At 71.4% G+C, this 25152-nt stretch carries 26 protein-coding genes; 19 read left to right on the forward strand and 7 right to left on the reverse strand.

From position 1 onward, the window contains the following. The first annotated feature begins 26 nt into the window (after positions 1-26). From BKD26_RS03290 to BKD26_RS03305, 4 genes are all read left to right on the forward strand, one after another. Positions 27-239, forward strand: a complete 213-nt coding sequence (locus BKD26_RS03290; RefSeq protein ID WP_084895546.1) for a hypothetical protein — start codon at positions 27-29, stop codon at positions 237-239. Between the two features lie 8 nt (positions 240-247). Beyond that, a complete protein-coding gene (locus tag BKD26_RS03295; RefSeq protein ID WP_084895548.1) occupies positions 248-820 on the forward strand; it encodes a pilus assembly protein TadG-related protein in 573 nt (190 codons plus the stop codon). An 83-nt stretch (positions 821-903) separates the two neighbouring features. Continuing rightward, positions 904-1461, forward strand: a complete 558-nt coding sequence (locus BKD26_RS03300; protein ID WP_347104118.1) for a hypothetical protein — start codon at positions 904-906, stop codon at positions 1459-1461. Then, positions 1461-2108: an OmpA family protein gene (locus BKD26_RS03305; protein WP_084895550.1), complete on the forward strand. Its 648-nt coding sequence runs from the start codon at positions 1461-1463 to the stop codon at positions 2106-2108. Before BKD26_RS03300 ends, BKD26_RS03305 begins: the two co-directional genes overlap by 1 nt. A 32-nt stretch (positions 2109-2140) precedes the next feature. Here BKD26_RS03305 and BKD26_RS03310 read toward each other — a convergent pair whose 3' ends face one another. Then, positions 2141-2332 (reverse strand): hypothetical protein, encoded by a 192-nt coding sequence (locus tag BKD26_RS03310; RefSeq protein ID WP_084895552.1) that lies wholly within the window; start codon positions 2330-2332, stop codon positions 2141-2143. A gap of 9 nt (positions 2333-2341) precedes the next feature. Beyond that, positions 2342-3193 carry a helix-turn-helix transcriptional regulator gene (locus tag BKD26_RS03315; protein ID WP_084895554.1) on the reverse strand — a complete coding sequence of 284 codons (852 nt, stop codon included), beginning with the start codon at positions 3191-3193 and terminating at the stop codon, positions 2342-2344. 296 nt (positions 3194-3489) lie between these two features. On the opposite strand from BKD26_RS03315, the gene BKD26_RS03320 reads away from it, so the two are divergent. Then, entirely contained in the window at positions 3490-3969 is a 480-nt protein-coding gene (locus BKD26_RS03320) for an ATP-binding protein (protein WP_084895556.1), read from the forward strand. Between the two features lie 897 nt (positions 3970-4866). Beyond that, on the forward strand, positions 4867-5895 hold the full coding sequence (locus BKD26_RS03330) for a DUF3089 domain-containing protein (protein WP_179166394.1): 1029 nt from the start codon (positions 4867-4869) through the stop codon (positions 5893-5895). A gap of 566 nt (positions 5896-6461) precedes the next feature. On the opposite strand, the gene BKD26_RS03335 is transcribed toward BKD26_RS03330, so the two are convergent. Next, positions 6462-7400, reverse strand: coding sequence for a DUF559 domain-containing protein (locus tag BKD26_RS03335; protein ID WP_084895562.1), 939 nt, complete (start codon positions 7398-7400; stop codon positions 6462-6464). A gap of 160 nt (positions 7401-7560) precedes the next feature. On the opposite strand from BKD26_RS03335, the gene BKD26_RS03340 reads away from it, so the two are divergent. The 4 genes from BKD26_RS03340 to BKD26_RS03355 all read left to right on the forward strand — a co-directional run bounded on the left by BKD26_RS03340 (position 7561) and on the right by BKD26_RS03355 (position 12306). Beyond that, the gene (locus BKD26_RS03340; protein ID WP_084895564.1) at positions 7561-9813 is read left to right on the forward strand and encodes a Tox-REase-5 domain-containing protein; all 2253 of its coding nucleotides are present in this window, start codon (positions 7561-7563) and stop codon (positions 9811-9813) included. 67 nt (positions 9814-9880) lie between these two features. Next, a complete protein-coding gene (locus tag BKD26_RS03345; protein ID WP_084895566.1) occupies positions 9881-10570 on the forward strand; it encodes an Imm52 family immunity protein in 690 nt (229 codons plus the stop codon). 23 nt (positions 10571-10593) lie between these two features. Continuing rightward, on the forward strand, positions 10594-11085 hold the full coding sequence (locus BKD26_RS03350; protein WP_143662601.1) for a hypothetical protein: 492 nt from the start codon (positions 10594-10596) through the stop codon (positions 11083-11085). A 105-nt stretch (positions 11086-11190) separates the two neighbouring features. Then, positions 11191-12306 carry a hypothetical protein gene (locus BKD26_RS03355; RefSeq protein ID WP_084895570.1) on the forward strand — a complete coding sequence of 372 codons (1116 nt, stop codon included), beginning with the start codon at positions 11191-11193 and terminating at the stop codon, positions 12304-12306. Here the strand turns inward: BKD26_RS03355 and BKD26_RS03360 are convergent. Further along, entirely contained in the window at positions 12278-12652 is a 375-nt protein-coding gene (locus BKD26_RS03360) for a DUF192 domain-containing protein (protein WP_084895572.1), read from the reverse strand. The genes BKD26_RS03355 and BKD26_RS03360 overlap by 29 nt on opposite strands. A gap of 89 nt (positions 12653-12741) precedes the next feature. Here BKD26_RS03360 and BKD26_RS03365 point away from each other — a divergent pair, with 89 nt between their 5' ends. Genes BKD26_RS03365 through BKD26_RS03375 form a run of 3 tightly spaced genes read left to right on the forward strand, consistent with a single transcriptional unit; the run spans position 12742 to position 15560 of the window. After that, entirely contained in the window at positions 12742-13539 is a 798-nt protein-coding gene (locus tag BKD26_RS03365; protein ID WP_179166395.1) for an A24 family peptidase, read from the forward strand. Between the two features lie 55 nt (positions 13540-13594). Next, positions 13595-13993 (forward strand): cupin domain-containing protein, encoded by a 399-nt coding sequence (locus BKD26_RS03370; protein ID WP_084895576.1) that lies wholly within the window; start codon positions 13595-13597, stop codon positions 13991-13993. A gap of 31 nt (positions 13994-14024) precedes the next feature. Beyond that, on the forward strand, positions 14025-15560 hold the full coding sequence (locus tag BKD26_RS03375; RefSeq protein WP_179166396.1) for a DUF2079 domain-containing protein: 1536 nt from the start codon (positions 14025-14027) through the stop codon (positions 15558-15560). 319 nt (positions 15561-15879) lie between these two features. Here BKD26_RS03375 and mgrA read toward each other — a convergent pair whose 3' ends face one another. Continuing rightward, the gene (mgrA, locus tag BKD26_RS03380) at positions 15880-16917 is read right to left on the reverse strand and encodes an L-glyceraldehyde 3-phosphate reductase (protein ID WP_084895577.1); all 1038 of its coding nucleotides are present in this window, start codon (positions 16915-16917) and stop codon (positions 15880-15882) included. A gap of 158 nt (positions 16918-17075) precedes the next feature. On the opposite strand from mgrA, the gene BKD26_RS03385 reads away from it, so the two are divergent. The 5 genes from BKD26_RS03385 (at position 17076) to BKD26_RS03405 (ending at position 22712) form a co-directional block, all read left to right on the forward strand. After that, positions 17076-17837: an isoprenyl transferase gene (locus BKD26_RS03385; RefSeq protein WP_073754051.1), complete on the forward strand. Its 762-nt coding sequence runs from the start codon at positions 17076-17078 to the stop codon at positions 17835-17837. A gap of 289 nt (positions 17838-18126) precedes the next feature. Further along, positions 18127-19449, forward strand: coding sequence for a PhoH family protein (locus tag BKD26_RS03390; RefSeq protein WP_084895579.1), 1323 nt, complete (start codon positions 18127-18129; stop codon positions 19447-19449). A 383-nt stretch (positions 19450-19832) separates the two neighbouring features. Next, positions 19833-20555 (forward strand): transglycosylase SLT domain-containing protein, encoded by a 723-nt coding sequence (locus BKD26_RS03395; RefSeq protein WP_084895581.1) that lies wholly within the window; start codon positions 19833-19835, stop codon positions 20553-20555. Positions 20556-20688: 133 nt separating this feature from the next. Next, positions 20689-22011, forward strand: coding sequence for an AI-2E family transporter (locus BKD26_RS03400; protein WP_084895583.1), 1323 nt, complete (start codon positions 20689-20691; stop codon positions 22009-22011). Next, the gene (locus BKD26_RS03405) at positions 22008-22712 is read left to right on the forward strand and encodes a hypothetical protein (protein WP_084895585.1); all 705 of its coding nucleotides are present in this window, start codon (positions 22008-22010) and stop codon (positions 22710-22712) included. The genes BKD26_RS03400 and BKD26_RS03405 overlap by 4 nt, the downstream gene beginning before the upstream one ends. A 63-nt stretch (positions 22713-22775) precedes the next feature. On the opposite strand, the gene BKD26_RS03410 is transcribed toward BKD26_RS03405, so the two are convergent. Next, positions 22776-23309 (reverse strand): alkyl hydroperoxide reductase, encoded by a 534-nt coding sequence (locus BKD26_RS03410; RefSeq protein ID WP_084895587.1) that lies wholly within the window; start codon positions 23307-23309, stop codon positions 22776-22778. A gap of 3 nt (positions 23310-23312) precedes the next feature. Beyond that, complete coding sequence (locus tag BKD26_RS03415) at positions 23313-23867, reverse strand: peroxiredoxin (protein ID WP_084895590.1); 555 nt, start codon at positions 23865-23867, stop codon at positions 23313-23315. 131 nt (positions 23868-23998) lie between these two features. Here BKD26_RS03415 and BKD26_RS03420 point away from each other — a divergent pair, with 131 nt between their 5' ends. Beyond that, entirely contained in the window at positions 23999-24952 is a 954-nt protein-coding gene (locus tag BKD26_RS03420) for a LysR substrate-binding domain-containing protein (protein WP_084895592.1), read from the forward strand. The last annotated feature ends 200 nt before the right edge of the window (positions 24953-25152 follow it).

The following is a 25152-nucleotide window of genomic DNA, read 5'->3' on the forward strand; positions in this document are numbered from 1 at the left end:
GCTGTACGAGCCCGGAGGAGACCACCATGTCGAACATCACGCTGTACGTGGGTACGTGGGCGAAGACGACCGCTGCGGCGCTCAAGCGCCGGGGGGACCGGGGGCAGGGGGCCGTCGAGTACGTCGGGATCATCATCTTGGTGGGGGTGATCATCGCGGCGGTGGTGGGGTCGGGTGCCGGCGCGGCCATCGCGAACGGCCTGGTTACGCAGATCACCAACATCGTCGGCGGTGGCTGAACAGGCGTATGCGCACATCGCGCGAGAAAGGGCAGGCTTCGCCCCTCTACATCTTCGTAGTGGCGAGCCTGCTCTTTCTCGCGCTTGCGTTTTTCGCGGTCGGCCAGGCCGGAGCAACTCGCAATGGTGCCCAGTCAGCAGCGGACGCCGCCGCATTGGCAGCCGCCCGTGAGTCCCGGGACACCTTCCAGCTCCAAGTCGGCGACCTGGGCGATCTCCTCAGTGGCGACCTGATCGGAGACGTCAACGGTTGCTCAGCCAGCCACTACTACGCCGGCGAGAACGGCGCCAACGTCGACCCCGGCGGATGCGATTGGGTGGCCGACGGCCGCTGGGGCTTCACGGTGAAGGTGACGTCGCAGGAGCCCGTGGGCGACACCGTCCTGCCAGGCACGGAGAGCCAGCACGCAAGGGCCAGCGCCACGGCGGTGGTCGTCCCCCGGTGCAGTTTCGATCCCGCCGATGACGACACCGCGCCGTCCCCAGGGGCGCTGGACTGCGAAGGTGACGTCTTGGACGTCGACCCGAGCGCTCTCCCGGACATGTCCGACCTCTTCGAAGTCCGGCTCGCCGAGGACTGACCGCGAAGGAACGCAAAGGAATGGCACTCATGAGTAATCGGTACAGGACGGCAGCGCGCACAGCGGCGGCCGGAGTAACCGCTGTGGCACTGGCCGTGCTCCTGTCTGCCTGTGGCGGTGGCGACGATGGAGGGGGCGGCGACAACGCCGGGAAAGAACCGGAGAAGGCAGGCAGTGCTTCTTCGGCACCTGCTGAACAGCCGACGGCCGACACGGACAGCGGGATGACTGTGCCGGACACCACCAAGACGCTGGCAACCATCAACGGCAGCGACGGGTTCCAGTTCGTCGTGCACAGCGCTGTCCGGGACCAGGGCGGCTTCCTTACCATTTCCGGAACTCTCAAGAACACTACGTCCAAGCTGTTGGTCGCCAAGGCACAGTGGAGTGGCACAGAGATCAACGTGACGCGGACCGGACCGTCGTTCGCGGGCGTCACTCTTGTAGAGAAGAACGAGAAAAAGCGCTACTACGTTCTTCGCGATACCGAGGGCTATCCGCTCACCACGACGGGCGTCACCAGCGTCAAAGCCGGCGAATCGGTAGCCGTCTTCGCGCAGTTCCCCGCGCCTCCCGCGAACGTCACCCAAGTAGACCTCCAGATCCCGCTCATGCCGGTCGCGACGATCGAGATCTCGTGATGCGCACCACCACCTGCCCCCGCAGGACCTCCGTACGCCGCCCCGCAGCGTCCCTGCTCGCTGCTGTCGTGCTGTTCACCGGCGCCCAGCTCACCGGCGCCTCCGGGGCGTACGCCGATGACATCCCGAGTACGCCACCAGGCACCGAGTCGACCGAGCCACCACCAGAAGTCGACGGGAACTCACCCGGCCTCAAGATGCGCGACGGCGCCACCCTCGCACCCGCGAAGGTGCTGCCTCTCATCTCGATCGTCGAGTCCGAAGGCGGCGAGGAGCGACGCGAGGAGACGAGCTCGAACCTGAAGTTCGCGCTCCAGGCGGAAGTCCTGTTCGGCAAGGACAGCGCCAAGCTGACCGCCGAGGCCAACTCCCGTATCGCCGCCATCGCCGAAGAGATCAAGAAGCAGAACGCCACCAAGGTCCGCATCTTCGGCTTCACCGACAACCTCGGCTCCTCCGCCCACGGTGACGTCCTGTCCAAGCAGCGCGCGGACGCCGTGCACAAGGTGCTGTCGCCCATGCTCACCTCCGGCGGGATCACGTACGAGATCCGTGGGTACGGCGAGCAGTACCCGATCGCGGACAACAGCACCGAAGAAGGCCGCAAGAAGAACCGCCGCGTGGAGGTCTCCTTCCCGCGCGGCTGACGTGCCGCTCTTTTGTCGGCGAGGCGGACCGCCTACAGCAGGTGATCCGCCTTGCCGGCCTTGATGTCCCGGATCAGGTTCCGCAGCGCTTCCCGGCTGTCGGTGAGGTAACGGTCCTCCTCACCGAGGACGGCGATGTAGCCGTTGCCGTCGGCGTCGGTTCCGAGGCGGAAGCAGGAGTTCCCCTCGCCGCAGAAGGCGTCTTCCCAGGTGATCTCGGGCATCGGAGCTCCTTAGAGTTGGCGAGCGATCTTGTGGATGAGGTCGCGCGAACCCTCTGGGGACAGGGCGATGTTCTCCATCCAGTCCAGATGAGCCCGGTACTTGGCCAGTTGCGCCTCTCCATGAAGAAAGTCGGGCCCGTGCGAGTTGTCGACCTGCACGGTGTCGAGTTGCGGAACGGGACCCTCGGCGTACAGAACCGTCTGTCCCGCGCCGGGGAACGCCCCGTTCTCGAAGGGGATGACCGTCAAGGTCACATTGCTCCACTCGGATGCGGCAAGCAAGTGTTCGAGCTGGGCGCGGGCAACGTCACGCCCACCGAACTGCATCCGCAGCGCGGCCTCGTGGACGATGCCGACGTACTCCGGGGCGTGCCGGCCTTGCAGTACCTGCTGACGCTCCACACGATGGGCCAGCCTCAGCGCGACTTCGTGGTGCGGCAGGCTGGGCACCACCACCCGGAACACCGACAAGGCGTGGTCGGACGTCTGGAGGAGGCCCGGCATGTGCACCAAGTAGGCAGCACGCATCCGTGGTGCCCTCGCCTCCAACTCGGCGATGTCCAGGAGCCCAGGGGGCAGTGAGCCCCGGTACTTCTCCCACCACCCCTTGGCGCTGGGCTGCGCCATCTCCACCAGCGCGTCGACGTACCGCTCATCCATGCAGTCGCAGTTGCACGCCAGGGTCCGCAGCCGTTCCTCGCTGATGGTGCGGATGCCCTGCTCGATGTTGGAGATCTTGGAGCGGTCGACGCCCAGGAGCCCTGCCGCCGTCTCGGCGGACATGCCGGCCGAGGTGCGCATCTTCCGCAGCTCGTGGCCCAACCGTCTCTGGCGCTCGGTGGGCGCGACCCTAGGCGGCATGGCTCTCCCCTTCGTGAGTGTGCGCTTGCAGTCTGCCGTGCCGCGAAGACACCCGACCACGAATGAGCGAAAGTGCTGGATGTGAGTGGCCAATATGCCACTGACCCTCTACGTTCAGTAACGCACCGCTCACTCGGCCGAGTCGGAAGTGCATCGCGCGGCCATGCCCGCAGCGACAGGCCACCACTCGCCCGCGTCACCACGCCCCCGTGAGCCACTCGTGCGCGCCCATGCGAAGAGAGATCGCCGAACGGGTACCACCCATTCCGCTTCCGCTCCGGACAAGGGAGTCCGTCATGTCGCCGACCCTGCGCGCCGCGCTCTGCCCCGTCGTACCGCCTGGCCCCGACCGCCGGCCGCCCAGCCGGCCGCACCCCGAGGCGCTGGCCTACAGCCTCACCGTGCCGGGGGAACTCCGCAGCGCGGCGATCGTCCGCAACGCCGTACGGGCGACCCTCCACGCGCACGGGCTGGACCGGTTCGTCCCGCCGGCGCAGCTCGCGGCCAGCGAACTCGTGGGTGCCGCCGCGCGCTTGACGCCCGGGGAGGGCGTCTACCTTTCCCTCCGCTACCGGCAGGACGCCCTCCGTCTCGTCGTCTGGGACCAGCATCCGCGTCACCGTGACCCCGTCGCGGAGGCGCTCTGCGCCCGGCGGCGCGACCGGGCGCTCTGGCTGCTGGCGGCCGTGGTGGACGACTGGGGCGGGGAGTGGGGCATCTGCGGGGCGGCACCGCCCCATCGCGGCACCAAGTCATGGGTGGCCCTGCCGCGCTGATCACCGTTCCGGGGTGGGCGCCCTGTTCATGGTGGGCGTGTGGGCCGCACTCTCTCCGAGTGTGGCGGGCTCCGGCGCCCCCTCAAGGGCGCTTCGCGTCGGCTTCGCCGATGGGCTTCGCCCACCCTTGACCGGCCGCCTCCGCCCGCCTTTTCCCACTCGGAGGGCGGCCCGGGGGAACGGGTCCACGGGGGGCCACTCTGCGGTGCGCGGTTCGTTGCCGAGGCGGCCCGACGGGTGGGTGCGCGGCAGTGGAATGGGGCGGTGGCGGCCTGGCTAAGCGGCTGCGGCCCGTCTCTGGGTTGCGGTACAGGACCTCGCTCCTGCCTGTGGTGGGTGCGCGGCAGTGGTGTGGGGCATCCGGGCCCGGCTCGGCGGCTGCGGCCCGGCCGTCGGCTGGGGCGCAGGCAGGTGGCTGGGGTGGGTGCGGGGTTGGGCCGGGATGGAGCCGAAGGCCCCCTGGAGCCCCTTCCGTCACACCCGTACCGGCTGGCAGGGGTTGTGGGCGGTGTGGGACACCCTCGCTCGAAGGCGGGGAGGCGGATGGGTGTCCCAGAGGGCCCATGACGCCCCCGGCGGTGTGCATCCGCACACGGGGACGCTTGTGCCCGCGCCCAGGACTCGTGGTTGGCCCTGTCCGGGTTCTGCGGGGGGCGGTACCGTCCGGTTGGTATGTACATGTCTACGCGAGGGAGCAGGTACGTGAAGGTCAAAGCCAACAGGCGCAGCCCCCGACGTGCCCGGTCGGCACTGTCCGGCTTACTGGCGGGGCTCGTGCTCATCGGCGGCCACGCCGCTCCGGTCGCGGCCGCGTCGGTCGGTGACGGCGGCGCTGGTGGGAGCACAGTCTGGCTCTGTCACCCCGGGCAGCGGGCCTCCGACGCCTGCCGCAGCAGCATGGCGACCACCGTGCAACGGCACAGGGCGCCGGACAGGGTCGTCGATCGCGGCCTGCCCGCGCGGCAGCCGGTCGACTGCTTCTACGTCTACCCGACGGTGTCCGAGGAGCCGACGCTGAGCGCCAGCCTCGAGATCACCCCGCACGTCCGGGCCATCGCCGAGCACCAGGCAGCCCGCTTCTCCCAGGTCTGCGACGTCTACGCCCCGGTGTACCGGCAGCGCACCCTCACCGCCCTGCTGAACCCGGGCGGTTACACCCCCGAACAGTTGAGGGAGGCGTCCCGCATCGCCTACGGCGACGTGGTCCGCGCCTGGCACGAGTATCTGACCCAGGCCGAACCGGGCCGTGGCGTCGTGCTCGTCGGCCATTCCCAGGGGACCGGCATGCTGCGCCAGTTGATCCGGAACGAGATCGACCCGAAGCCCGAGGCCCGCGCGCGGCTGGTGTCCGCCCTGCTCCTCGGCGGCAACGTGCTCGTGCGCAAGGGCTCCGACCGAGGCGGGGACTTCGCCGGCGTCCCGCTCTGCCGGAGCGAGCGGCAGACCGGCTGCGCGGTCGGCTTCGCCACGTTCAACGCCACCCCGCCGGCGGACAGCGCCTTCGGACGCTCCCCGTCCGTGCCCGACCCCACCGGCGGGCCGTGGGGCCCCGACTACGAGGCCGCCTGCACCAACCCCGCCTCCCTCAAGCACAACCACGCCCGCACCGCCCGCACTCTGGTGCGCACCGACCCCGTCCCCGGGCTGCTCGGTCAGGCACTGCGGGTGATGTACAACGGGGCCCCGCCCAGCGCCGACACCCCCTGGGTCGTTCCTGCCGACCGGCACACCGTGCAGTGCGTACGCGCAGGCGGTGCGCACGTGCTCATGGCGACCCCCACACCCGGCAGCAGCGCCCTCACCCCGTCGCCGAGCCCCGCCTGGGGCCTGCACCTGGCCGACGTCAACCTCGCCCTGGGAGACCTGGTCAACCTCATCCGGATCCAGTCCCGGGCCTACGTACACAGCCACCAAACCGGTCGATGACCCCCTCTGCACCAGGGTCATGGGCGGAGTGGGACACCTCACCCCTGCCCAACTCCCGGTAGAAGGTGTCTCACACCGCCCACAACCCCTGCCAGCCGGTACGGGTGTGACGGAAGGGACTCCAGGGACTCCTCGGCTCCACCCTGGCCCAGCCCCGCACCCACCCCAGTCACCCGCCTGAACCCTGACCCCTCACCCATCCGCAGTCGCCGGACCGAGCCCGGATGCCCCATCGCGCTCCCGCGCACCCACCACCCACCGGAGCGAGGTCCTGGACCGCAGCCGACAGACGGCCGTCCGCCGCCAAACCAACAGGCCACCGCCCCATTCCACTGCCGCGCCCCTCCGGCGCCCGCCTCCCGGCCACGAGCGGCACGGGCCAGGGGCGCCCCTCCTGGGCCCGTTCCCCCGGGCCGCCCTCCGAGTGGGATAAGGCGGGCGGAGGCGGCCGGTCAAGGGTGGGCGAAGCCCATCGGCGGAGCCGACGCGAAGCGCCCTTGAGGGGGCGCCGGAGGCCGCCACACTCGGAGAGAGGGCGGCCCACATGGCCACCGTGAACGGGGCGTTCAGGCCAGGCGGGTCAGGGCCTGGCGGATGGTGGCGATCATGTAGTCCGGGCGGTGGAGCACGTCCGTTGCCGTGAAGCGCAGAACCTGCCGTACGCCCGGGCACGCCTGGAGGGCGTTCATCCGGCGGACGTCACGGGCGTGGGCCTCTCGGGTGCCGTGATAGGCGTACCCCTCGATCTCCACGACCAGGCCCTGCTCGCGGAACAGGAAGTCCGGTTGGATGCGTTGGACTTCCGGGCTCCAGAACTGCGGCTGCGACTCCGGGTGGAGGCCCGCGTCGTGCATCCGCAGCCGGGCGATCGTCTCCGTCGGGGAGCCGGACGCCGGGTCGGCGAGGGCCAGCCACTCCCGGGCCGCCACGCCGCCCTTGCGGGCGGAGGCGAGCTCGGCGTGGAAGTCGGTCCGCCCGAGGAGCGGTGGCCGGCGCACCCCGTGCACCACCCGCCTGGCGAGGGCCGAATCGGCGCAGACCAGGGCGTGGTCGCGCGGGCCCCGCCTCATCAGATCGCCGACCGCGCGCACCGGGGTGGTGACGCGCAGCCCTCGCCGTACGGTGCAGTCGGCGTCCGTGAGCGTCATTCTGTGCACGCGACGGGCTGGGTCCCGCCAGGAGGAGCCGTCGGCATGGGGGTCCGTGAACTCGGCCGGTTCAGGTCCCGGGACAGAGCGCAGGAGCTCGATGCGGTGCAGTTTCGCGGCGGTGCGGTGGCTGCAGACGAGGCGTGGCCGGAGCAGTTGTACGGCCCGGGCCTCGGTCTCCCAGTCGACGGACCGCCCGGGCACCGCCCATGCGCCTTCCCGTACGCGGGTCCAGCCGTCGGCGCGCAGCCGCCGGTGCAGGCGGCGCCGGGACCATCCGGCCTCCAGTGCCCGTGCGGTGATCAGCACTCCGCCCTGGGCGAGCGCGGTCAAGTCCTGCTTGACGTGTGTCTTCATGCCCTTTCCCCCTCCGTTGCCGCGGGCTTACCCGATGCCCGCGGCCGCCTCTGCCTTCGCCGGTCCGATTACGCCCAGATAGGGGAAGGGGCCCAACGGCCGGGCAGGTTGGGCCCTGGGGCCCAAGACCGGGTGCGGGCGGTCGCCCTAGCGTCGGGGCATGTCTGCAACAGGGGCCGGTTCCAGGGGAGTTGTGCCGCAGCGGCGACCGGTGCCGCGTGCGCTTCAGGCCGTGCTGGTCCTGGTCCGGCTGGTGTTCGCGGTCACGCTGCTCGGTGGGTTCGGCGTGCTGCTGCTGGCCGCGTCGCTGGACGGCGTGGACGGTGAGCTGATCGCGTGGGTGCTGTACGGGGCGCTGCCCGGTACGGCCGGGTTCCTGGTGAGCAGGCGGGTGTGGACGGGCGGGGTGTGGGTAAGGCGCGGGCTGCTCGCCGTACAGGCGTGGTTCGTCGTCGGCGCCCTGGGCACGCTGGCGGACGGCGACGGGCGTGGCGTACCGCAGCTGGTGATCCCCGTGGTCGTCATCGTGCTGCTGTGCCGGGGGTCCACGCGCGCGTGGTTCCTGCTGCCGGGTCGGGAGCGTGCGGTGCGCCGGCCGTTCCGGTGGGCCGGGATGGTCAAGTGGCGTACGCAGGGCGGGCAGACGACCACGGAGTACGTGGGGCTCGTCCTGCTCGTCGCGGCGATCGTCGGCGCCCTGGTGCTGTCCGGTGTCGGCGGCCAGGTCGTCGGCGGGCTCCGGGCGGCGGTGTGCGCGGTGGTGGGCGCCGGGTGCGAGGCGGGTGGGGGAGGTACGGGGGACAGCGGCGGGGACGGGTCAGGGCCCGGGGCCGAGGCCGGCGACAGGCCCGCCGGCGATGACGTCCGGCCCGGCGAGCAGGACGGGACCGGGCAGGACGGGACCGGGCAGGACGGGACCGGGCAGGACGGGACCGGGCAGGACGATGCCGCCACCCCTGAAGAGGAGGACGACAAGGGCGACGACGGCGAAAGCTGCACCTCCGGGATCGGCGCCTTCCTCTCCTGCGGCGCCCGCCAGGTCGGCGGGTTCTTCGAGGGCGTCTTCAAGGACGGCCTGTGGGGCGACATCACGGGCACGCTCGACACGATCCTGCACCCCATCAAGGCCTGGGAGGGCATCAAGGAGTACGGCAAGAGCCTCGGCGAGCAGTGGTTGAAGGACGCCGGGGGCGCCCTCGACAAGTGGCGGAAGGGCGACTTCCTGGGTGCCGTCCTGGCCCTGGGCAAGGCGTCCGCGGGCACGGGCGTGAAGGTCCTGGACGACGTGTTCGTCGGGGACGACGTCCGCGACATGTGGAACCGGGGCGACCAGGGCCAGGCCATCGGCACCGTGCTGTGGAACGTCGGGTCCCTGTTCATCCCCGGCTACGGCGAGGCGAAGCTCGTCGGCAAGCTCGGCAAACTGGGCAAGCTGGGGAAGCTCGGCGAGGTCGGGGAGCTGGCCCAGAAGGCGTCCGAGGCGGCGGCCAAGGCCCGCAAGGCCGCCGACGCCGGGGACGTCGACGCCGCCGAGGCGGCCGCCCGCGAGGCGCGCCGTCATGCCGACGAGGCCGCCGAGAAGGCGGGCCTCAAGGGCTGCACGTTCAGTCGGGGCGGCCGTAGCGAGGTCCCGTACGGAGGGGGCGTCTCCGGTGACGGCACCGGACTCCTCGCCGCAGCCGCAGCCGTAGCCGCCGACCCGCCCGCCGCCGTCCCCGTACGGCTGCTCGCCGAGCCGGCCTGCGGGGAGGGTGACGACCCGGCGAGGACGGAGGCCGCCCGGCAGGCCGACCGGGACGCGGACGCGGCCGAGCAGGCCGTCGAGGACGCCAAGAAGAAGCGGAACGGGCCCAAGGAGTGGCCGCCGCCCACACCCGGCGACAAGAACGACCCGCGCAACTACGAGCCGCCCGAGTGGGCCAAGGACCTCAAGGACCCCGACCTCGGGGACGCCGACAAGGGCGACGGCGCCTGGCGCAGCCGTCACCGCAATCCCGAACCGACCTGGTTCAACGAGGCGTGGCTGCGCTACCAGGAGCAGGTCAGTGGCACCGTGCGCGGCAAGGAGTACGTCGTACCGCACCCGGACGCGGGCAGGCGGCCGGTCGAGTACGACGGGTGGGACGCCGGCCGGCAGACATTCCTGGAGGCCAAGCTGGGCTACACCGGCTACCTGGCCAAGCAGGACGGGAAGCCGATCGCGCAGTTGACGGAGTCCGGCAAGGCGAGGTTCCTGGAGGAGGCGCGGGGCCAGGTGGCCGCGTCCGGGGGCCGGGCCATCGAGTGGCACTTCTCGGATCCGGTGGTCGCGCGGGCGGCGCGGCTGGCGTTCCTCGACGAGGACCTGCCGATCAAGGTGGTCCACACGCCGCAGAAACGGCCGGTCTCCGGCCCGATGAAGCCCGGCGGGTGAAAGCCCGTCCCGGCGACATCCGGTCCCTAGGATGCGGAAAAGGGCAGGCTGCGAGGGAGGACAGACCATGAGGCGCGTCGTACGGGGCTTCTGGGGGCCCAGGCCCGAGTCGGAACAGGAGCTGGCCGTCCGCTGGAGCACGTTCCTCACCCGGCTGTCCGAGATCGAGCCGGCGGTCTTCGGCGCGTGGGAGCCGATCGGGGACGTACGCGCCGCCGGCCCCGACGCCCTCGCCGCGTACCTGCGCGAGAACAACGTGGGTGACGACTGGTCGGACCGCAAGGGGTACGCCATGGCGCTGGCGACGCCCGCCGCGAACCCGGTCAAGGTGACCGTCAGCGGCACCGGGGGAGGGGTGTCGGAGCACCTCGCCATGAGCGTGGTGGTTACGGTCACCGCCCCGGACGCCGGCCCGTCCCTCCCGTACGCCGGCATCCTCCGTGCCCTCGCCGAGGCGTGGGACGTCGACTGGGGCGAGGTGACGGAGACGGAACTCCAGCTCGCCCTGGAGGACGACGGCCGCGAGCCCGGCCAGGCGTGTCTCGGCTGGGCGGGCTACCTGTCCGAGCGGCGCGCCGCACTGCTCGGGGAGCACGGTGTGCCGGGCAAGGCGGAGCCGACCGAGCACGGCGGGCTGCTGCTGGACCTTTCCGGGAGCGTCGCGGACGTGGCCGACCTCGTCGCCGTCAATAGGGACGTCCGTAGCACCGGCGCCCTGGAGGCGCTGCCCCGCCCCATGGACAGGGCCAAGCTGTGAAGGCCACGGGGACTCCGTTCGACGTGGCAGAGGCCGCCGCCGCCGTGGACGCGCTCCTCGCCCTGCCGGTGCCGGAGAGCGGGCCCACCGCGTGGGAGCAGTCCGAGGGGGAGGGCTGGAGCGGCAGCTATGGCGCCGGTTTCCGGTTGAAACTCCTGTGGGAGAGCCGCGCCTACTTCGGCGTTCCGGGCCCGGAGTGGGACGCCGCGCAGGAGGAGGCCGAGGAGTATCTCGCGGCCCTGACGAGCGCGCTGGACGAGCGGTGGGGGCCGCACCGGGAGGTGAGCATGCGGGCGTTCGTCCTCGGGGATGTCGACGACGAGTCGGTGCTGCCGCTCTTCGCGGAGCTGCGCGCTTTCGACCTGTACGGCGAGCTGATGGTGTGGGGCCCGGCCGGGTCCCCGCAGGGGCCGCGCTGGGTGGGGGTGAGCGTCGGGCAGTGCGACGAGGACGCCCCGCACATGATGGTCGCGGCCGTCAGCGACGTACCGATCGAGGAGCTGCCCGGCGACTGAGCGCCGGCGACTGACCGCCGACGGTCGGCGCTGACGGTCGGCGCTGGCCCCCGGCGCTGACGGCCGGGGCGCCGGCTGTCAGTGCGGGCCGCGATAATCGGGCGCATGTCCCAGCCACACGATCGGCCAGCCTCCGCCGCGCCCGCCCTCTGGGGCTATGCGGCGGTACGCGCGGTCGGGCTGGCGGTCCTCGCGGTCGCCGCCGCCGTGGCCGGTGAGGACGCCCTGCACCGGCTGAAGGGCCGCTGGGACTCCGTCTGGTACGTGCGGATCGCCGAGCACGGGTACGGCCACGAGGTCACGCTCCCCGACGGCAGCGTCCACTCCGACCTGGCGTTCTTCCCCCTGCTGCCCGCCCTGGAGCGGGGCCTGTCGGAGGTCCTGCGGATCGACGCGGCGACCGCCGGTCTGGTCGTGTCGTGGGCGGCGTCGCTCGCCGCGGCCTGGGGGATCTACGCGGTCGGGGCGCGCGTCGCCGGGCGGCGCGCCGGGGTGGTGCTGGCGGTGCTGTGGGGGGTCTACCCGACGGCGTTCGTGCAGTCGATGGCGTACACGGAGACGCTGTTCACCGCGCTCGCCGCCTGGTCGCTGTACGCGGTGCTGTGCGACCGGTGGATATGGGCGGGCGCGCTGTGCGTGGGCGCGGGCCTGACCCGGCCGTCGGCGGCCGCGCTCGTGGCGGCGCTCGGCATCACGGCGCTCGTGACGGTCGTGAAGGACCGCCGGCTCGACGTGCGGATGGCCGTGGGCGTGCTGCTCGCGCCGCTGGGCTGGCTCGGATACGTGGTGTTCGTCGCCGTACGGGAGGGCAGCGCGACCGCGTACTTCGAGGTGCAGGCGGCGTGGGGCAACAGCATTGACGGGGGCGTGGCGCTGGCCCGGTTCGTGTGGCGGAACCTGACCGGTCCGGTGCCGCTCGCCGGGGTGGGGCTGTGCGCGGCGCTCGCGCTGGTGGGCTGGGTGGTGTGGCTGTGCGTCAGGCAGCGGCAGCCGCTGCCGGTGCTGGTGTACACCGTCGCGGTCGTCGTCATCTCGCTGGTCGGCGCCGCGTACTTCGGTTCCCGGCCGCGCCTGATGATGCCGGCGTTCCCGCTGCTGCTCCCGGCGGCGGTGGCCCTGGCGCGGCTGCGGGACCGGACGCTGGTCGTGGTGGTGGCGGGGCTGGCCCTGGCGTCGGGGGCCTACGGGGCGTTCACGTTGCTGGGGGCGGGTCCGCCGTGATCGTCAGGCGGCTGCCGGGCCGGATGCCCCACCGTGCCAGCGCCCCGGCCTCGGCCTCCAGGACGTGGCGGGCGCGTGGGCGGGGCAGGCCGAGGCGGCCGGGCGGCATGGTGACGAGGCCGACGACCCGCAAGTCCCGGTCCAGGTACGCCACGTCGATGGTGAACCGCATCCGGAAGGTGTGGACGCTGTTGCAGGGGCTGAGGAGCAGCGCGCCGTCGAGCCCGTCCCGGCCGAGCAGGCCGCGCCTCCGGGTGGTGTAGGACGCGGCGATCTCGACGGGGACGGAGCCCTCCGGGAAGGTCAACCGGCCGGTTCCGTTGCGCCATTTCCGTAGGCTCCCCATGGGCGACGACCGTAGCGTGGGCCCGCGTGCGGCGGCAGTGGGCCCGTGGGCCCATGACCGGGCGGCCGGCCCGCCCTAGGGTCGGGTGCGTGTACGCCACGCTGATCGCCGTCGCCGCCCTGTGGGGCGCCGCCACCGGCCTGCTCGTGCCGCGCGCCGCGTACCGCCTGTCCGTCGAGCCGGACGAGCCGTGGCGGGACGCCTGCCCCGCCGGGCACCCGTTCACGGGGCCGGCGCACGGCTGGCTCGGGGCGCCGCGCTGCGGCGTGTGCGCGGTGGCCGTACCGGTGGGTGCCGACGGGCCGGCGCCCCGACCGGAAAGGTCTCCGTCCGCCGTAATACCTGCCGTACCTGCCGTACCCGTCGCCACCGCCCTGGCCTGCGGGGCGCTCGCCGCCGCGACGGGGCCCCGGCCCGAGCTGCTGGTGTGGTTGGCGGCCGCGCCGGTCGCGGTGCTGCTGGCCCTGGTCGACCGGGCCGTGCACCGGCTGCCGGACCGGTTGACGCTGCCGCTCGCCGCCGGGACGGCCGCCCTGCTGGGAGTCGCCGCGCTGCTGCCGGGGCACGCGGGCGCGTGGCCGTCCGCACTCCTCGGCGGTCTCGCGCTGGGCGCCGGCTACGCCGTGCTTTTCCTGGTGAACCCCAGCGGCATGGGCTTCGGTGACGTGAAACTCGCCCTCGCACTGGGCGTGGTGCTCGGCTGGTACGGCTGGGGCGTGCTGTTCGTGGGCGCCTTCGCGGGGTTCCTGTTCGGGGCGGTGTACGGGTTCGGGCTGGTCGCGCTGCGGCGCGCGAGCCGCAAGAGCGCGATCCCGTTCGGGCCGTTCATGATCGGTGGGGCGCTGATGGGCGTGCTGCTGGGCGCGTTCGCGGCCTCGCCTGCCTGAACGGCCGCGCAGAAAGTACAAGACGCGCCCCCGGAACCGGTGCAGTATCGAGGCCATGGATACGAAGCCCGTCAACCTCACAGAAGCCCTGGCCACCTTCGACGACGTCTACAGCCCCCGCATCGTGGCCCGCATGAACGACTACGACGTACGGATCGCGCACGCCGCCGGCGACCACGTGTGGCACGTCCACGACGACACGGACGAGTTCTTCCTGGTCCTGGACGGGCGGTTCGACATCGCGCTGCGCGCGGCCGACGGCACCGAGCGGACGGTCGAGCTGCGGCGCGGCGACACCTTCGTCGTACCGAAGGGCACCGAACACAAGCCGTCCGCGCCGAACGGCGCGTCGATTCTGATGTTCGAACCGTCCGGGACGCTGTCGACCGGTGACCGCCATGAGGGGGAGATTCCGCACCACGTCGACAGCACCACGGGCCACGACCTGAGCTGAGCCGCCCACCCGCGTCCTAGCATGCGGGCACATGCGGACATTTCCCGACAATAGGTCCCGGTCCGAGCAGCCGGCCGTCATCTCCGTCCCCGCCGGGGAGGTGACCTCCGCGACCCGCCTGCCCGCGACCCGCCTGCCCGCGGCCCTGCTCCCCTGGGGCTGGGCCGCGGTGCTCTTCGCGCTGTACGCGACCGTCGCCGTACGCCGCCACGTCCTCCTCCGGACCACCGGCTACGACCTCGGCATCTTCGAGCAGGCGGTACGCGCCTACGCCGAACTCCGCGCCCCCGTCGTCCCGTTGCGCGGCGACGGCTTCAACCTCCTCGGCGACCACTTCCACCCCCTCCTCGCCGCCCTCGCCCCGCTCTACCGGCTCTGGCCGTCCCCGCTGTGCCTGCTCGTCGCCCAGTCCGCGCTGCTCGCCCTCGCCGTCGTCCCGCTCGCCCGCTGGGCCGCCCGCGCGCTCGGCCGCCGGCCCGCCCACGCCGTCGCCGTCGCGTACGGGCTGAGCTGGGGCATCGCGTCGGCCGCCGCCTTCGACTTCCACGAGGTCGCCCTGGCCGTACCGCTGCTCGCCTGCTGCCTCGAAGCCCTGGCCCACCAGCGCTGGCGCGCGGCCGTCGCCTGGGCCGCGCCCATGCTCCTGGTCAAGGAGGACCTGGGGCTCACCGTCGCCGCCGTCGGCGCGTACATCGCGTTCAAGGGAGCGCGCCTCCTCGGCCCGGCCACCGCCGCCGCCGGGCTCTTCGGCTCGCTCGTCGAGGTCAAGGTGCTGATGCCGGCCTTCCACCCGGCCGGCGGGTACGCGCACGGCGGCAACCTCGCCGAGGGGTACGGCTCGCTGCTCAGCACCCTCGCCCACGCCCCGCTCGACGCGCTGCGCCCCGACATCAAGGCCATGACCCTGGTCCTGGTCTTCGCCCCGTCCGCGCTGCTCGCGCTGCGCTCGCCGCTGTCGCTGATCGCCGTGCCGACGCTCGCCTGGCGGATGATGTCGGACAACGGCTTCCACTGGGGTACGGCGTTCCACTACAGCGCCGTGCTGATGCCGGTCGTCTTCGCCGGGCTGATCGACGCGCTCACGATGTGGCGCCGCACCGCCCACCCGCTCGCCGCCCGCCACCTCCGCGCCTCGCTCGCCACCGTCCTCGCCGTGACCGTGGTGATGCTGCCGTCCTTCCCGCTCGCCCAACTGCTCCAGCGCGCCACCTGGCGTACGACCGAGCACGTCGAGGCCGCCCGGGCGCTGCTCGCGCGGATCCCCGACGGCGCGACCGTCGCCGCCTCCAACCGCCTAATCCCGCAGCTCACTTCGCGCTGCACGGTCGTCCTCTTCCCGACGTTCCCGGTGGAGGGGAAGCTGTACGAGTACGACAGGAAACGCCTCCCGCCGCCCACCGCCGAGTGGATCATCCACGACCGGCGGGCCCCGGATGCCTGGCCGTACAGGACGGGTCACTGGCCGTACCCCGTCGAGCAGCAGGAGGCCGAGCTTGCCGCCGCGCAGAAGCGGTACGGCTACCGGAAGGTCGCCGCTCGGGACGGCATCACCCTGCTGCGCCGGTGAACGCGCTCGGTGACCGAGCTCGGTGAACGCCGCCGTGCACGGCGAGGGCCGTCAACCCGGCGCCTTTCCGGCGGGGTCCCCCTTGGGGAGGACAGGAACCGGCCGGATCCCGTGCTCCCGGCGGGGTCCCGTATTTTCGGAGCCTCGCTGCGGCCTGTCGTGGCACGCAGCATCACTTACGAAGGGTTATGGTGGAAACCCCCCCTCGGGCCGGTCCGTATCCCCCCCACGGACCGGCCCGTTTTTTGTCCCCCGCGGCAAGAGCGGCCTCAGCTCAGCTCAGGTCAGCTCAGCTCAGCTCAGGTCAGCTCAGCTCAGGTCAGCTCCGCGCCGCCCAGATGTTGGTGCCGGCGGTGTCGACCGCGTACGAGTCGATCTCCTTCAGCTCCTCCTCCGTCAGCGGCGCACCGGCCAGCGCGGCGATGTTCTCCTCCAGCTGCGTCACGCTCGACGCGCCGATCAGCGCCGACGTCATCCGCTCGTCGCGCAGCACCCACGTCAGCGCCAGCTGCGCCAGCGACTGGCCGCGGCGGCGGGCGATCTCGTCGAGGCCGCGCAGCCGACGTACGACCTCCTCGGAGAGCAGGTCCGGGTCCAGGGACTTGCCCTGGGTGGCGCGCGAGCCCTGGGGGATGCCCTGGAGGTACTTGTTGGTGAGCAGGCCCTGGGCGAGCGGCGCGAAGGAGATGCAGCCCATGCCCTGCTCCTCCAGGGTGTCGAGGAGCGCGTCGTCCTCGGTCCAGCGGTTGATCATCGAGTACGACGGCTGGTGGATCAGCGCCGGGACGCCCATGTCCCGCAGCAGCCCGGCGGCCTCGGCGGTCTGCTCGCTGCTGTACGAGGAGACGCCGACGTACAGCGCCTTGCCCTGCTGCACGGCGGAGGCGAGGGCGCCCATCGTCTCTTCGAGCGGGGTGTCCTTGTCGAAGCGGTGCGAGTAGAAGATGTCGACGTAGTCGAGGCCCATCCGCTTCAGCGAGGCGTCGAGCGAGGACAGCAGGTACTTGCGGGAGCCCCACTCGCCGTACGGTCCGGGGTGCATGAGATAGCCCGCTTTGGTGGAAATGACCAGATCGTCCCGGTAAGGGGCGAAGTCCTGGGCGAAGATCTTGCCGAAGTTGGCCTCGGCGGACCCGGGCGGCGGGCCGTAGTTGTTCGCCAGGTCGAAGTGCGTCACGCCCAGGTCGAAGGCGCGGCGGAGGATCGCGCGCTGCGAGGCGAGCGTGCGGTCGTCGCCGAAGTTGTGCCAGAGGCCGAGCGAGATGGCGGGCAGCTTGAGCCCGCTGCGGCCGGTGCGGCGGTACTCCATGGCGTCGTAACGGTCACCGGCGGGGCGGTATGCGGGGGAATCAGTCACGCCTCTCTCCTTATCACGGACTTGTGACAGGCCGGGTTGGGCCGCCGTGACCCCCGCGCAGTAATGTGGCGGCTTCGGGGACAGCCGCGGTGAGGCCGGAAGCGATCCCCCTGGGCCGACGCCGTGGCGGGCCCGTACGCAATCGAGAGGTGAGATCGGTGAACTTGCGCGACCTGGTGTACAGGCTCTACGCACGCCGGGTGGAGGGCCGCCTCGACCACGCCCAGGTGCCCAAGCACATCGGCGTCATCCTCGACGGAAACCGCCGCTGGGCGAAGGCGTCCGGCGGTACTCCGGAGCAGGGTCACAAGGCCGGCGCGAGCAAGATCCAGGAGCTGCTCGGCTGGTGCGCCGAGACGGACGTCGAGGTCGTCACCCTCTGGATGCTGTCCACCGACAACCTCAACCGGCCGGAGGAGCAGCTGGTGCCGCTCCTCGGCATCATCGAGAACGCGGTCCGCGACCTGGCCGCCGACGGCCGCTGGCGCGTCCACCACGTGGGCACGCTGGACCTGCTGCCCGCGCGTACGCAGAAGGTGCTGAAGGAGGCCGAGGAGGCCACCCGCGGCCGCACCGGAATACTCGTGAACGTCGCCGTGGGCTACGGCGGCCGGCAGGAGATCGCGGACGCGGTCCGCTCGCTGCTGCTGGAGCACGCCGAGAAGGGCACGAGCTTCGAGGAGCTCGCCGAGATCGTCGACGTCGAGCACATCTCGGAGCACCTGTACACACGCGGCCAGCCGGACCCGGACCTGGTGATCCGTACCAGCGGCGAACAGCGCCTGTCGGGCTTCATGCTCTGGCAGAGCGCCCACTCGGAGTACTACTTCTGCGAGGTCCACTGGCCGGCCTTCCGCAAGGTCGACTTCCTCCGCGCGCTGCGTGACTACGCGGCCCGCCACCGCCGCTACGGCACCTGACGGAACGTTCCCGGAGGCCCTGAGGGGTCTGGTCACCACCCGTTCACCGACGCGTCGTCATATGCCATGGCATGGCGCCGCGCGTTCGAGGGAATACCCCTTCCAGTGTGAGCGGCACGCCAGCCCGCTCACCCGGGAGGCCCTTTGCACCAGGACGACCGTGCAGGACATGCGCGGACGACGCGGAGGGCCGGAGCTCGGCCCGCGCATCGTGGCCAGAGCCCGGCCCCATCCCCCCGCGACGCCGTCGAAGTCGCACCCGACCTCACCTGAGGGGGTAGGTCCTTCCGTGGTGAACAGCACAAAGCGCCGGCTCAACGACAGGCGCACCTACGTTCTCGACACCAGCGTCCTGCTGGCCGATCCCGGCGCCATGGCCCGCTTCGAGGAGCACGAGGTCGTGCTCCCGATCGTCGTGGTGACGGAACTGGAGGCCAAGAGGCACCACCCGGAGCTCGGGTACTTCGCCCGGCAGGCGCTGCGCCTGCTGGACGACTTCCGGGTCCGGTACGGCCGCCTCGACGCCCCGCTCCCCATCGGGGAGTTCGGCGGGACGCTGCGTGTGGAGCTCAACCACTCGGATCCCGCCGTCCTGCCGGCCGGCTACCGCCTCGGTGACAACGACTCACGGATCCTGGCCGTGGCGCGCAACCTCCAGGCCGAGGGGTACGACGTCACCGTCGTATCGAAGGACCTGCCGCTCCGTATCAAGGCGTCGTCCGTCGGTCTCCTCGCCGAGGAGTACCGGGCGGAGCTCGCCATCACGGACTCCGGCTGGACCGGAATGTCCGAACTGCCGCTCTCCGCCGAGCAGGTCGACCTGCTGTACGCGGAGGAGAAGCTGTACGTCCCGGAGGCCGCCGACCTGCCCGTGCACACCGGGCTGGTGCTCCAGTCCGAGCGTGGCAAGGCACTCGGCAGGGTCACCGCCGAGGGGAACGTACGCCTCGTCCGGGGCGACCGGGAGGCGTTCGGCATCCATGGCCGCAGCGCCGAGCAGCGCATCGCGCTCGACCTGCTGCTGGATCCGGACGTCGGCATCGTCTCGATGGGCGGCCGGGCGGGCACCGGCAAGTCGGCGCTCGCGCTGTGCGCGGGGCTGGAGGCGGTCCTGGAGCGCCGGCAGCACCAGAAGGTGATGGTCTTCCGGCCGCTGTACGCGGTCGGCGGCCAGGAGCTCGGCTATCTGCCCGGCTCCGAGGCCGAGAAGATGAGCCCCTGGGCGCAGGCGGTCTTCGACACGCTCTCGGCGGTGGCGGGGCGCGAGGTCATCGAGGAGGTGCTGGGCCGGGGCATGCTGGAGGTCCTGCCGCTCACGCACATCCGGGGCCGCTCGCTGCACGACGCGTTCGTCATCGTGGACGAGGCCCAGTCCCTCGAACGCAACGTCCTGCTGACCGTGTTGTCCCGTATCGGGGCGAATTCCCGAGTCGTTCTCACGCATGACGTGGCGCAGCGGGACAATCTCCGGGTCGGGCGGTACGACGGAGTCGTCGCCGTCGTCGAGAAACTGAAGGGCCATCCGCTGTTCGCGCATGTGACGCTGACCCGCTCGGAGCGGTCGCAGATCGCCGCACTGGTGACCGAAATGCTGGAGGACGGCCAGATTTAACGTCCCAAGTCCGACACGCAAGGGGCGCCGCCCGGCAAAGCGCGAGAGCTTAGCCGGGCGGCGTCGCGCTGTGCGACGGAATGCGCAAAACTCCTGGGGCTATTGGGGTGTGAGCTTTCACACGCAACGAAGAATTGCCTTGCGGCATCGCCGTCGGGCAGAGTCTTGCTTCCGTCAGGCCCCGCATACGGCACCCCTGTCACCCTGTGACACAACTCAACAGTCGTTCGCCGTATGCCGCCCGCAGCACCACGCGGCTCTCCCGCAAGGGAGTTGCCCACCGGGCCCGTGTCCCCCGTGACCCAGCAGTGGGGGGACCAGCGTCAGGGGCAAGATTTTCGCCCGCGAGGTCACCTAAGCGGACGATGCTGGAAGGAAACCGTGTGAGCCGGATCTCGGTCCGGGGATTCGCGGTGGCTTCGGCCACTGCGGTCACCACTGTCGGCGCCGTCGTGGGTGTTGCCTCGGGCAACACCCAGCCCTCGAACGACAACTTCGAGGCGGCCGCCGCCAACACGACGCTCCTGGCCGACATCCCCGTCGGCGAGCAGGCCCAGGTACAGGTCTCGTCGCTGACGCAGCAGGCGGAGGCCCAGGCCGCCGCCGCCGACTCGGCCGCGCAGAAGTCCGCCGAGGAAGCCGCGCGCATCCAGGCCGCCAAGGACGCCGAGGCCAAGAAGGCCGCCGCCGAGGCGGAGGTCAAGAAGGCCGAGGCGGAGAAGGCCGAGCAGGAGCGCAAGGAGCGCGAGGCCGCCGAGCGCGCCAGCCGCGACGAGGTCCGCAGCGCCTCCAGCTTCGCCACGCAGTCGTCCTACAGCGTGGCCGAGGTCCAGGCGATGGCCCGCCAGATGGTCCCCGGCGACCAGTTCCAGTGCTTCAGCAACATCGTGGACCACGAGTCCGACTGGAACTACCGCGCGCAGAACCCGTCCTCGGGCGCGTACGGTCTGGTCCAGGCGCTGCCGGGCTCCAAGATGGCCTCGGCCGGTGCCGACTGGCAGACCAACCCGGCCACCCAGATCAAGTGGGGCCTGAACTACATGAACGAGCGCTACGGCAGCCCGTGCGGCGCCTGGGACTTCTGGCAGGCGAACAACTGGTACTAGGCCACGGGTACCAGGGGGCACGCCCCCGGCTCAACTTTCCGGAGCCCCTCACCGTCCTACGGTGAGGGGCTCCGTGCGTGTACCGTCGGGGCCGTAACTCCCGGGGGGAGTGGTGGGGGGAAGAGAGAAGATCATGTCGAAAGTGCCAGGGTGGCTCGGCAAACTGGGAGCCGGCCTGACCCGGATGGGACAGCGGTTGGACGAGCGCCGAGCCGCGGGTGCGTCGGGGGAGGAGCCCGGCGAGGAGCCCGTGGCCGTACCGGAAAGCGTGCCCGCTCCTCCCACGTACGCACCCGCCGTCGCCGCGCGGCCAAATCCCGTCGCGGCCATCCCGTGGGGCATCCGCGTCGCGGCCGAGGCGGGCTGGCGGCTGCTGGTCCTCGCGGGCACCCTGTGGGTGCTGATGAGGGTCATCAGCGAGGTGCGGCTGGTCGTCCTCGCCTTCGTCGCCGCGCTGCTGATCACCGCGCTGCTCCAGCCCACCGTGGCCCGGCTGCGGAAGTGGGGCCTGCCGCGCGGGCTCGCCACCGCCCTCACCGCCATCACCGGCTTCATCATCATGGGCCTGGTCGGCTGGTTCGTCGTCTGGCAGGTGATGGACAACCTGGGCGACATCTCCGACCGCGTCAGGGACGGCATCGACGAGCTGAAGCAGTGGCTGCTAAACAGCCCCTTCCACGTCACCGAGCAGCAGATCAACGACATCGCCAAGAACCTCAGCGACACGATCGGGACGAACACGGAGGAAATCACCTCCGCCGGTCTGCAGGGCGTGACGGTGATGGTGGAGATCCTCACTGGCATCCTGCTGACGATGTTCTCGACCCTCTTCCTGCTGTACGACGGCAGGAAGGTGTGGAACTGGTTCCTGAAGCTGGTGCCCGCCCAGGCCCGCCCCGGAGTGGCGGGCGCTGGGCCACGCGCCTGGCGCACCCTGACCGCCTATGTGCGCGGCACGGTGATCGTCGCGATGATCGACGCCATCTTCATCGGACTGGGCATCTACTTCCTCGATGTGCCGCTGGCCGTGCCGCTGGGCGTCTTCATCTTCCTCTTCTCCTTCATCCCGCTGGTCGGTGCGGTCGTCTCGGGTGCGCTGGCGGTCATCGTCGCCCTGGTCACACAGGGCGTGTTCACCGCCCTGATGGTGCTGCTCGTGGTGCTCGCGGTGCAGCAGATCGAGGGCCATGTGCTCCAGCCGTTCATCCTGGGCCGCGCGGTGCGCGTGCATCCGCTGGCGGTCGTCCTCACCGTCGCGGCGGGCGGCCTGACCGCCGGCATCGGCGGCGCGGTGGTGGCGGTCCCGCTCGTCGCGGTCACCAACACGGTCGTCGGCTATCTGCGGGCGTACAGCCAGGAACAGGCGCTGCGGACCTCTCCTCCGCCGCACGGCGCGACGGCCCACGGCACCGCGCCGACGCCACCGCCGGGGACCGGGACCGAGGAGGGCGAGTGATATCGGAACCGGAACTCGTCGGCGGGGACGGGGACGTACCGATACCGCCGTTTTCGCATGGCCCCGCGCCTGCCGTGGAGCCCGAGCCGGACGGTGAGCGGCGGGCGGCGCGGCGCCCCTGGTTGTGGGCGCTCGGCGGCGCGCTGGTGGCCTCGGCCCTCTGGGCGGGCGGGCTGTACGCGTACCAGGCCGTCGGACCGGACCTGGGCGGTTACCGCACGCCTGACGACCTGTGCGACGAGGCGGAGCTGGCGGCCCTGAGCACGGCCTTCGGCAAGCGTGACGGGGCCTCGCAGGAGATGCACGAGGTCCACGAGGCGCTGGACCAGGTCCAGTGCTCGGTGACGTTCGCTTCCGGTGAGCAGTCGTTCGGCGCCGACCTCTCGTACGCGCTGCACAAGAAGACCGACCCGGGGCCGGAGTTCGAGCCGGCCGAGACCGCCCCCAGCTGGGACGACTGGGAATGGGAGCCCGTGGCGGGCGTGGGGGAGCGGGCGTTCTACGCCCAGGACGACGAAGGCTTCGCCGGGCTGAAGGTGCTGGACGGGCAGGCGGTGCTGACGCTCTTCGTCAGCATTCACACGGAGTACGACCCCGAAACGGGGGAGGAACCGCCGGAGCCCGACGCGTCCGCCATGTCAGGGGCCAAGGACCTCATGGTCGAGGACATGAAAACGCTGATGGCCGGGCTCCGGCACTGAGCGACCGCGAAAGGGGCCCACCGACACGGATGTCGGTGGGCCCCTTTACGTCTGCGTACGCGACTACTCCGAGAGGACGGCCTCGGCGTCGAGCGTCGCGCCGACCGCCTGGATCACCGAGGCGATCTTGAACGCCTCCTGGATCGTGTCGCGGTCCACGCCGGCCTTGCGCAGCACCTGCTCGTGCGAGTCGAGGCACATGCCGCACCCGTTGATGGCGGAGACGGCGAGCGACCACAGCTCGAAGTCGACCTTGTCCACGCCCGGGTTGCCGATGACGTTCATCCGCAGACCGGCGCGCATGGTCCCGTACTCCGGGTCGGAGAGCAGGTGGCGCGTGCGGTAGAAGACGTTGTTCATCGCCATGATCGCGGCGGCGGACTTGGCGGCCTGGTACGCCTCGGGCGTCAGGTTCGCCTTGGCCTCCGGCTCCAGCTCGCGCAGGACCTTGGGCGAGCGCGAGGCGATCGCGCAGGCCAGGACCGTGCCCCACAGCTGCTGCTGGGGGAGCTCACTGTTGCCGATGACCGAGCCCAGGTTCAGCTTCAGGTCCTTGGCGTAGTCCGGTATGGCGGACTTCAGTTCGTCGAGAGCCATGGGTCACTCACCGGCCAGCAGCTTGACCGGGTCGAGGGTGTCCTCGCCCTTGGTCCAGTTGCAGGGGCACAGCTCGTCGGTCTGCAGGGCGTCCAGCACCCGCAGGACCTCCTTGGGGTTACGGCCGACGGAGCCGGCGGTCACCATGGCGAACTGGATCTCGTTGTTCTGGTCGACGATGAAGACGGCACGCTTCGCGAAGCCGTCCTCGCCCTCGACGCCGCAGTCGCGCATCAGCTCGTGCTTGGAGTCCGCGAGCATCGGGAAGGGCAGGTCACGCAGGTCGGCGTGGTCCTTGCGCCAGGCGTGGTGCACGAACTCGGAGTCGCCGGAGACGCCGAGGATCTGGGCGTCGCGGTCGGCGAACTCGTCGTTCAGCTTGCCGAAGGCGGCGATCTCGGTGGGGCAGACGAAGGTGAAGTCCTTCGGCCAGAAGAACACCACGCGCCACTTGCCCTCGTAGGACTTGTGGTCGATCTGCGCGAACTCCTTGCCGCTCTCCAGCGACACACAGGCGGTCAGGTCGTACGTGGGGAACTGGTCACCGACAGTGAGCACACGCTCTCCTTGCAGCTGGGAAGTCCCTTTTGAGGTCTTCCGAGGGGGTTGGACGGAGCCACAGCATGGCACGGCGTGCATTGATCAGTGAAATAGCTAGACTGGGTCGTGTTGATCGAAGGTGGTTATCAGTGGTGTCCGTATATAAGGGTAAGCAGCCCAGTCTGGCCCAGCTCCGGGCGTTCGTGGCCGTGGCCGAACACCTGCACTTCCGGGACGCGGCCGCCGCGATCGGAATGAGCCAGCCCGCCCTTTCGGGCGCGGTTTCGGCACTCGAAGAGGCACTCGGTGTCCAGTTGCTGGAGCGTACGACACGCAAGGTGCTGCTTTCACCCGCCGGTGAACGGCTCTCGGTGCGCGCGAGGGCCGTCCTGGACGCGGTCGGGGAGCTGATGGAGGAGGCGGAGGCGGCACACGCGCCGTTCACGGGCGTCCTGCGGCTCGGCGTGATCCCGACCGTCGCGCCCTACCTGCTGCCGACGGTGCTGCGCCTGGTCCACGAGCGGTACCCCGAGCTGGACCTCCAGGTCCACGAGGAGCAGACCTCGTCCCTGCTGGAGGGCCTGGCCGCCGGACGGCTGGACCTGCTGCTGCTCGCCGTCCCGCTGGGCGTGCCGGGCGTCACCGAACTGCCGCTGTTCGACGAGGACTTCGTGCTCGTCACGCCCGAGGACCACTGGCTGGGCGGCCGCACCGACATCCCGCGCGACGCGCTGCGCGAGCTGCGGCTGCTGCTCCTGGACGAGGGGCACTGCCTGCGCGACCAGGCGCTCGACATCTGCCGCGAGGCGGGGCGCGAGGACGGCGCCGCGGTCACCACCACCGCGGCCGGCCTGTCCACGCTGGTCCAGCTGGTGGCGGGCGGCCTCGGGGTCACCCTGCTGCCGCGCACCGCCGTGACGGTGGAGACCGGGCGCAACGACCGCCTGGTGACCGGCTGGTTCGCCGACCCGGCCCCCTCCCGGCGCATCGCCCTCGCCATGCGCACGGGCGCGGCCCGCCAGGCCGAGTTCGAGGAGCTGGCCGGCGCGCTACGGGAGGCGATGGCGGCGCTGCCGGTCCGGGTGCTGGGACCGGAGACGTAACCGCGGGCGAGGGCGTTGTCCCCCACCCCGCCCCTTCCCGAAACCGGGGGCAAGCCCCCGGACCCCCTGACGGGGGGTGAGGGTTGGTTGTACGTGGGGGCTGACGCCCCGCACCCCAGCCGCGCCGGCTTCGCGCCGCGGGGCCCATCCCTGGTAGGGCAACGGTTCGGGGCTGACGCCCCGCACCCCGGGCGCGGCAG

The sequence above is a fragment of the Streptomyces sp. CB03238 genome (assembly GCF_002099185.1).
Taxonomy (GTDB): domain Bacteria; phylum Actinomycetota; class Actinomycetes; order Streptomycetales; family Streptomycetaceae; genus Streptomyces.

Excerpts from the sequence above, each read along its gene's own strand:
- BKD26_RS03360 (WP_084895572.1), bottom strand. The coding sequence starts at position 12,652 with ATGGGGAGCCTACGGAAATGGCGCAACGGAACCGGCCGGTTGACCTTC.
- BKD26_RS03340 (WP_084895564.1), top strand. The coding sequence starts at position 7,561 with ATGTCTGCAACAGGGGCCGGTTCCAGGGGAGTTGTGCCGCAGCGGCGA.
- BKD26_RS03295 (WP_084895548.1), top strand. The coding sequence starts at position 248 with ATGCGCACATCGCGCGAGAAAGGGCAGGCTTCGCCCCTCTACATCTTC.
- BKD26_RS03335 (WP_084895562.1), bottom strand. The coding sequence starts at position 7,400 with ATGAAGACACACGTCAAGCAGGACTTGACCGCGCTCGCCCAGGGCGGA.
- BKD26_RS03375 (WP_179166396.1), top strand. The coding sequence starts at position 14,025 with ATGCGGACATTTCCCGACAATAGGTCCCGGTCCGAGCAGCCGGCCGTC.
- BKD26_RS03355 (WP_084895570.1), top strand. The coding sequence starts at position 11,191 with ATGTCCCAGCCACACGATCGGCCAGCCTCCGCCGCGCCCGCCCTCTGG.
- BKD26_RS03305 (WP_084895550.1), top strand. The coding sequence starts at position 1,461 with ATGCGCACCACCACCTGCCCCCGCAGGACCTCCGTACGCCGCCCCGCA.
- BKD26_RS03310 (WP_084895552.1), bottom strand. The coding sequence starts at position 2,332 with ATGCCCGAGATCACCTGGGAAGACGCCTTCTGCGGCGAGGGGAACTCC.
- BKD26_RS03410 (WP_084895587.1), bottom strand. The coding sequence starts at position 23,309 with ATGGCTCTCGACGAACTGAAGTCCGCCATACCGGACTACGCCAAGGAC.
- BKD26_RS03400 (WP_084895583.1), top strand. The coding sequence starts at position 20,689 with ATGTCGAAAGTGCCAGGGTGGCTCGGCAAACTGGGAGCCGGCCTGACC.
- BKD26_RS03320 (WP_084895556.1), top strand. The coding sequence starts at position 3,490 with ATGTCGCCGACCCTGCGCGCCGCGCTCTGCCCCGTCGTACCGCCTGGC.
- BKD26_RS03345 (WP_084895566.1), top strand. The coding sequence starts at position 9,881 with ATGAGGCGCGTCGTACGGGGCTTCTGGGGGCCCAGGCCCGAGTCGGAA.
- BKD26_RS03330 (WP_179166394.1), top strand. The coding sequence starts at position 4,867 with ATGGCGACCACCGTGCAACGGCACAGGGCGCCGGACAGGGTCGTCGAT.
- BKD26_RS03290 (WP_084895546.1), top strand. The coding sequence starts at position 27 with ATGTCGAACATCACGCTGTACGTGGGTACGTGGGCGAAGACGACCGCT.
- BKD26_RS03315 (WP_084895554.1), bottom strand. The coding sequence starts at position 3,193 with ATGCCGCCTAGGGTCGCGCCCACCGAGCGCCAGAGACGGTTGGGCCAC.
- BKD26_RS03370 (WP_084895576.1), top strand. The coding sequence starts at position 13,595 with ATGGATACGAAGCCCGTCAACCTCACAGAAGCCCTGGCCACCTTCGAC.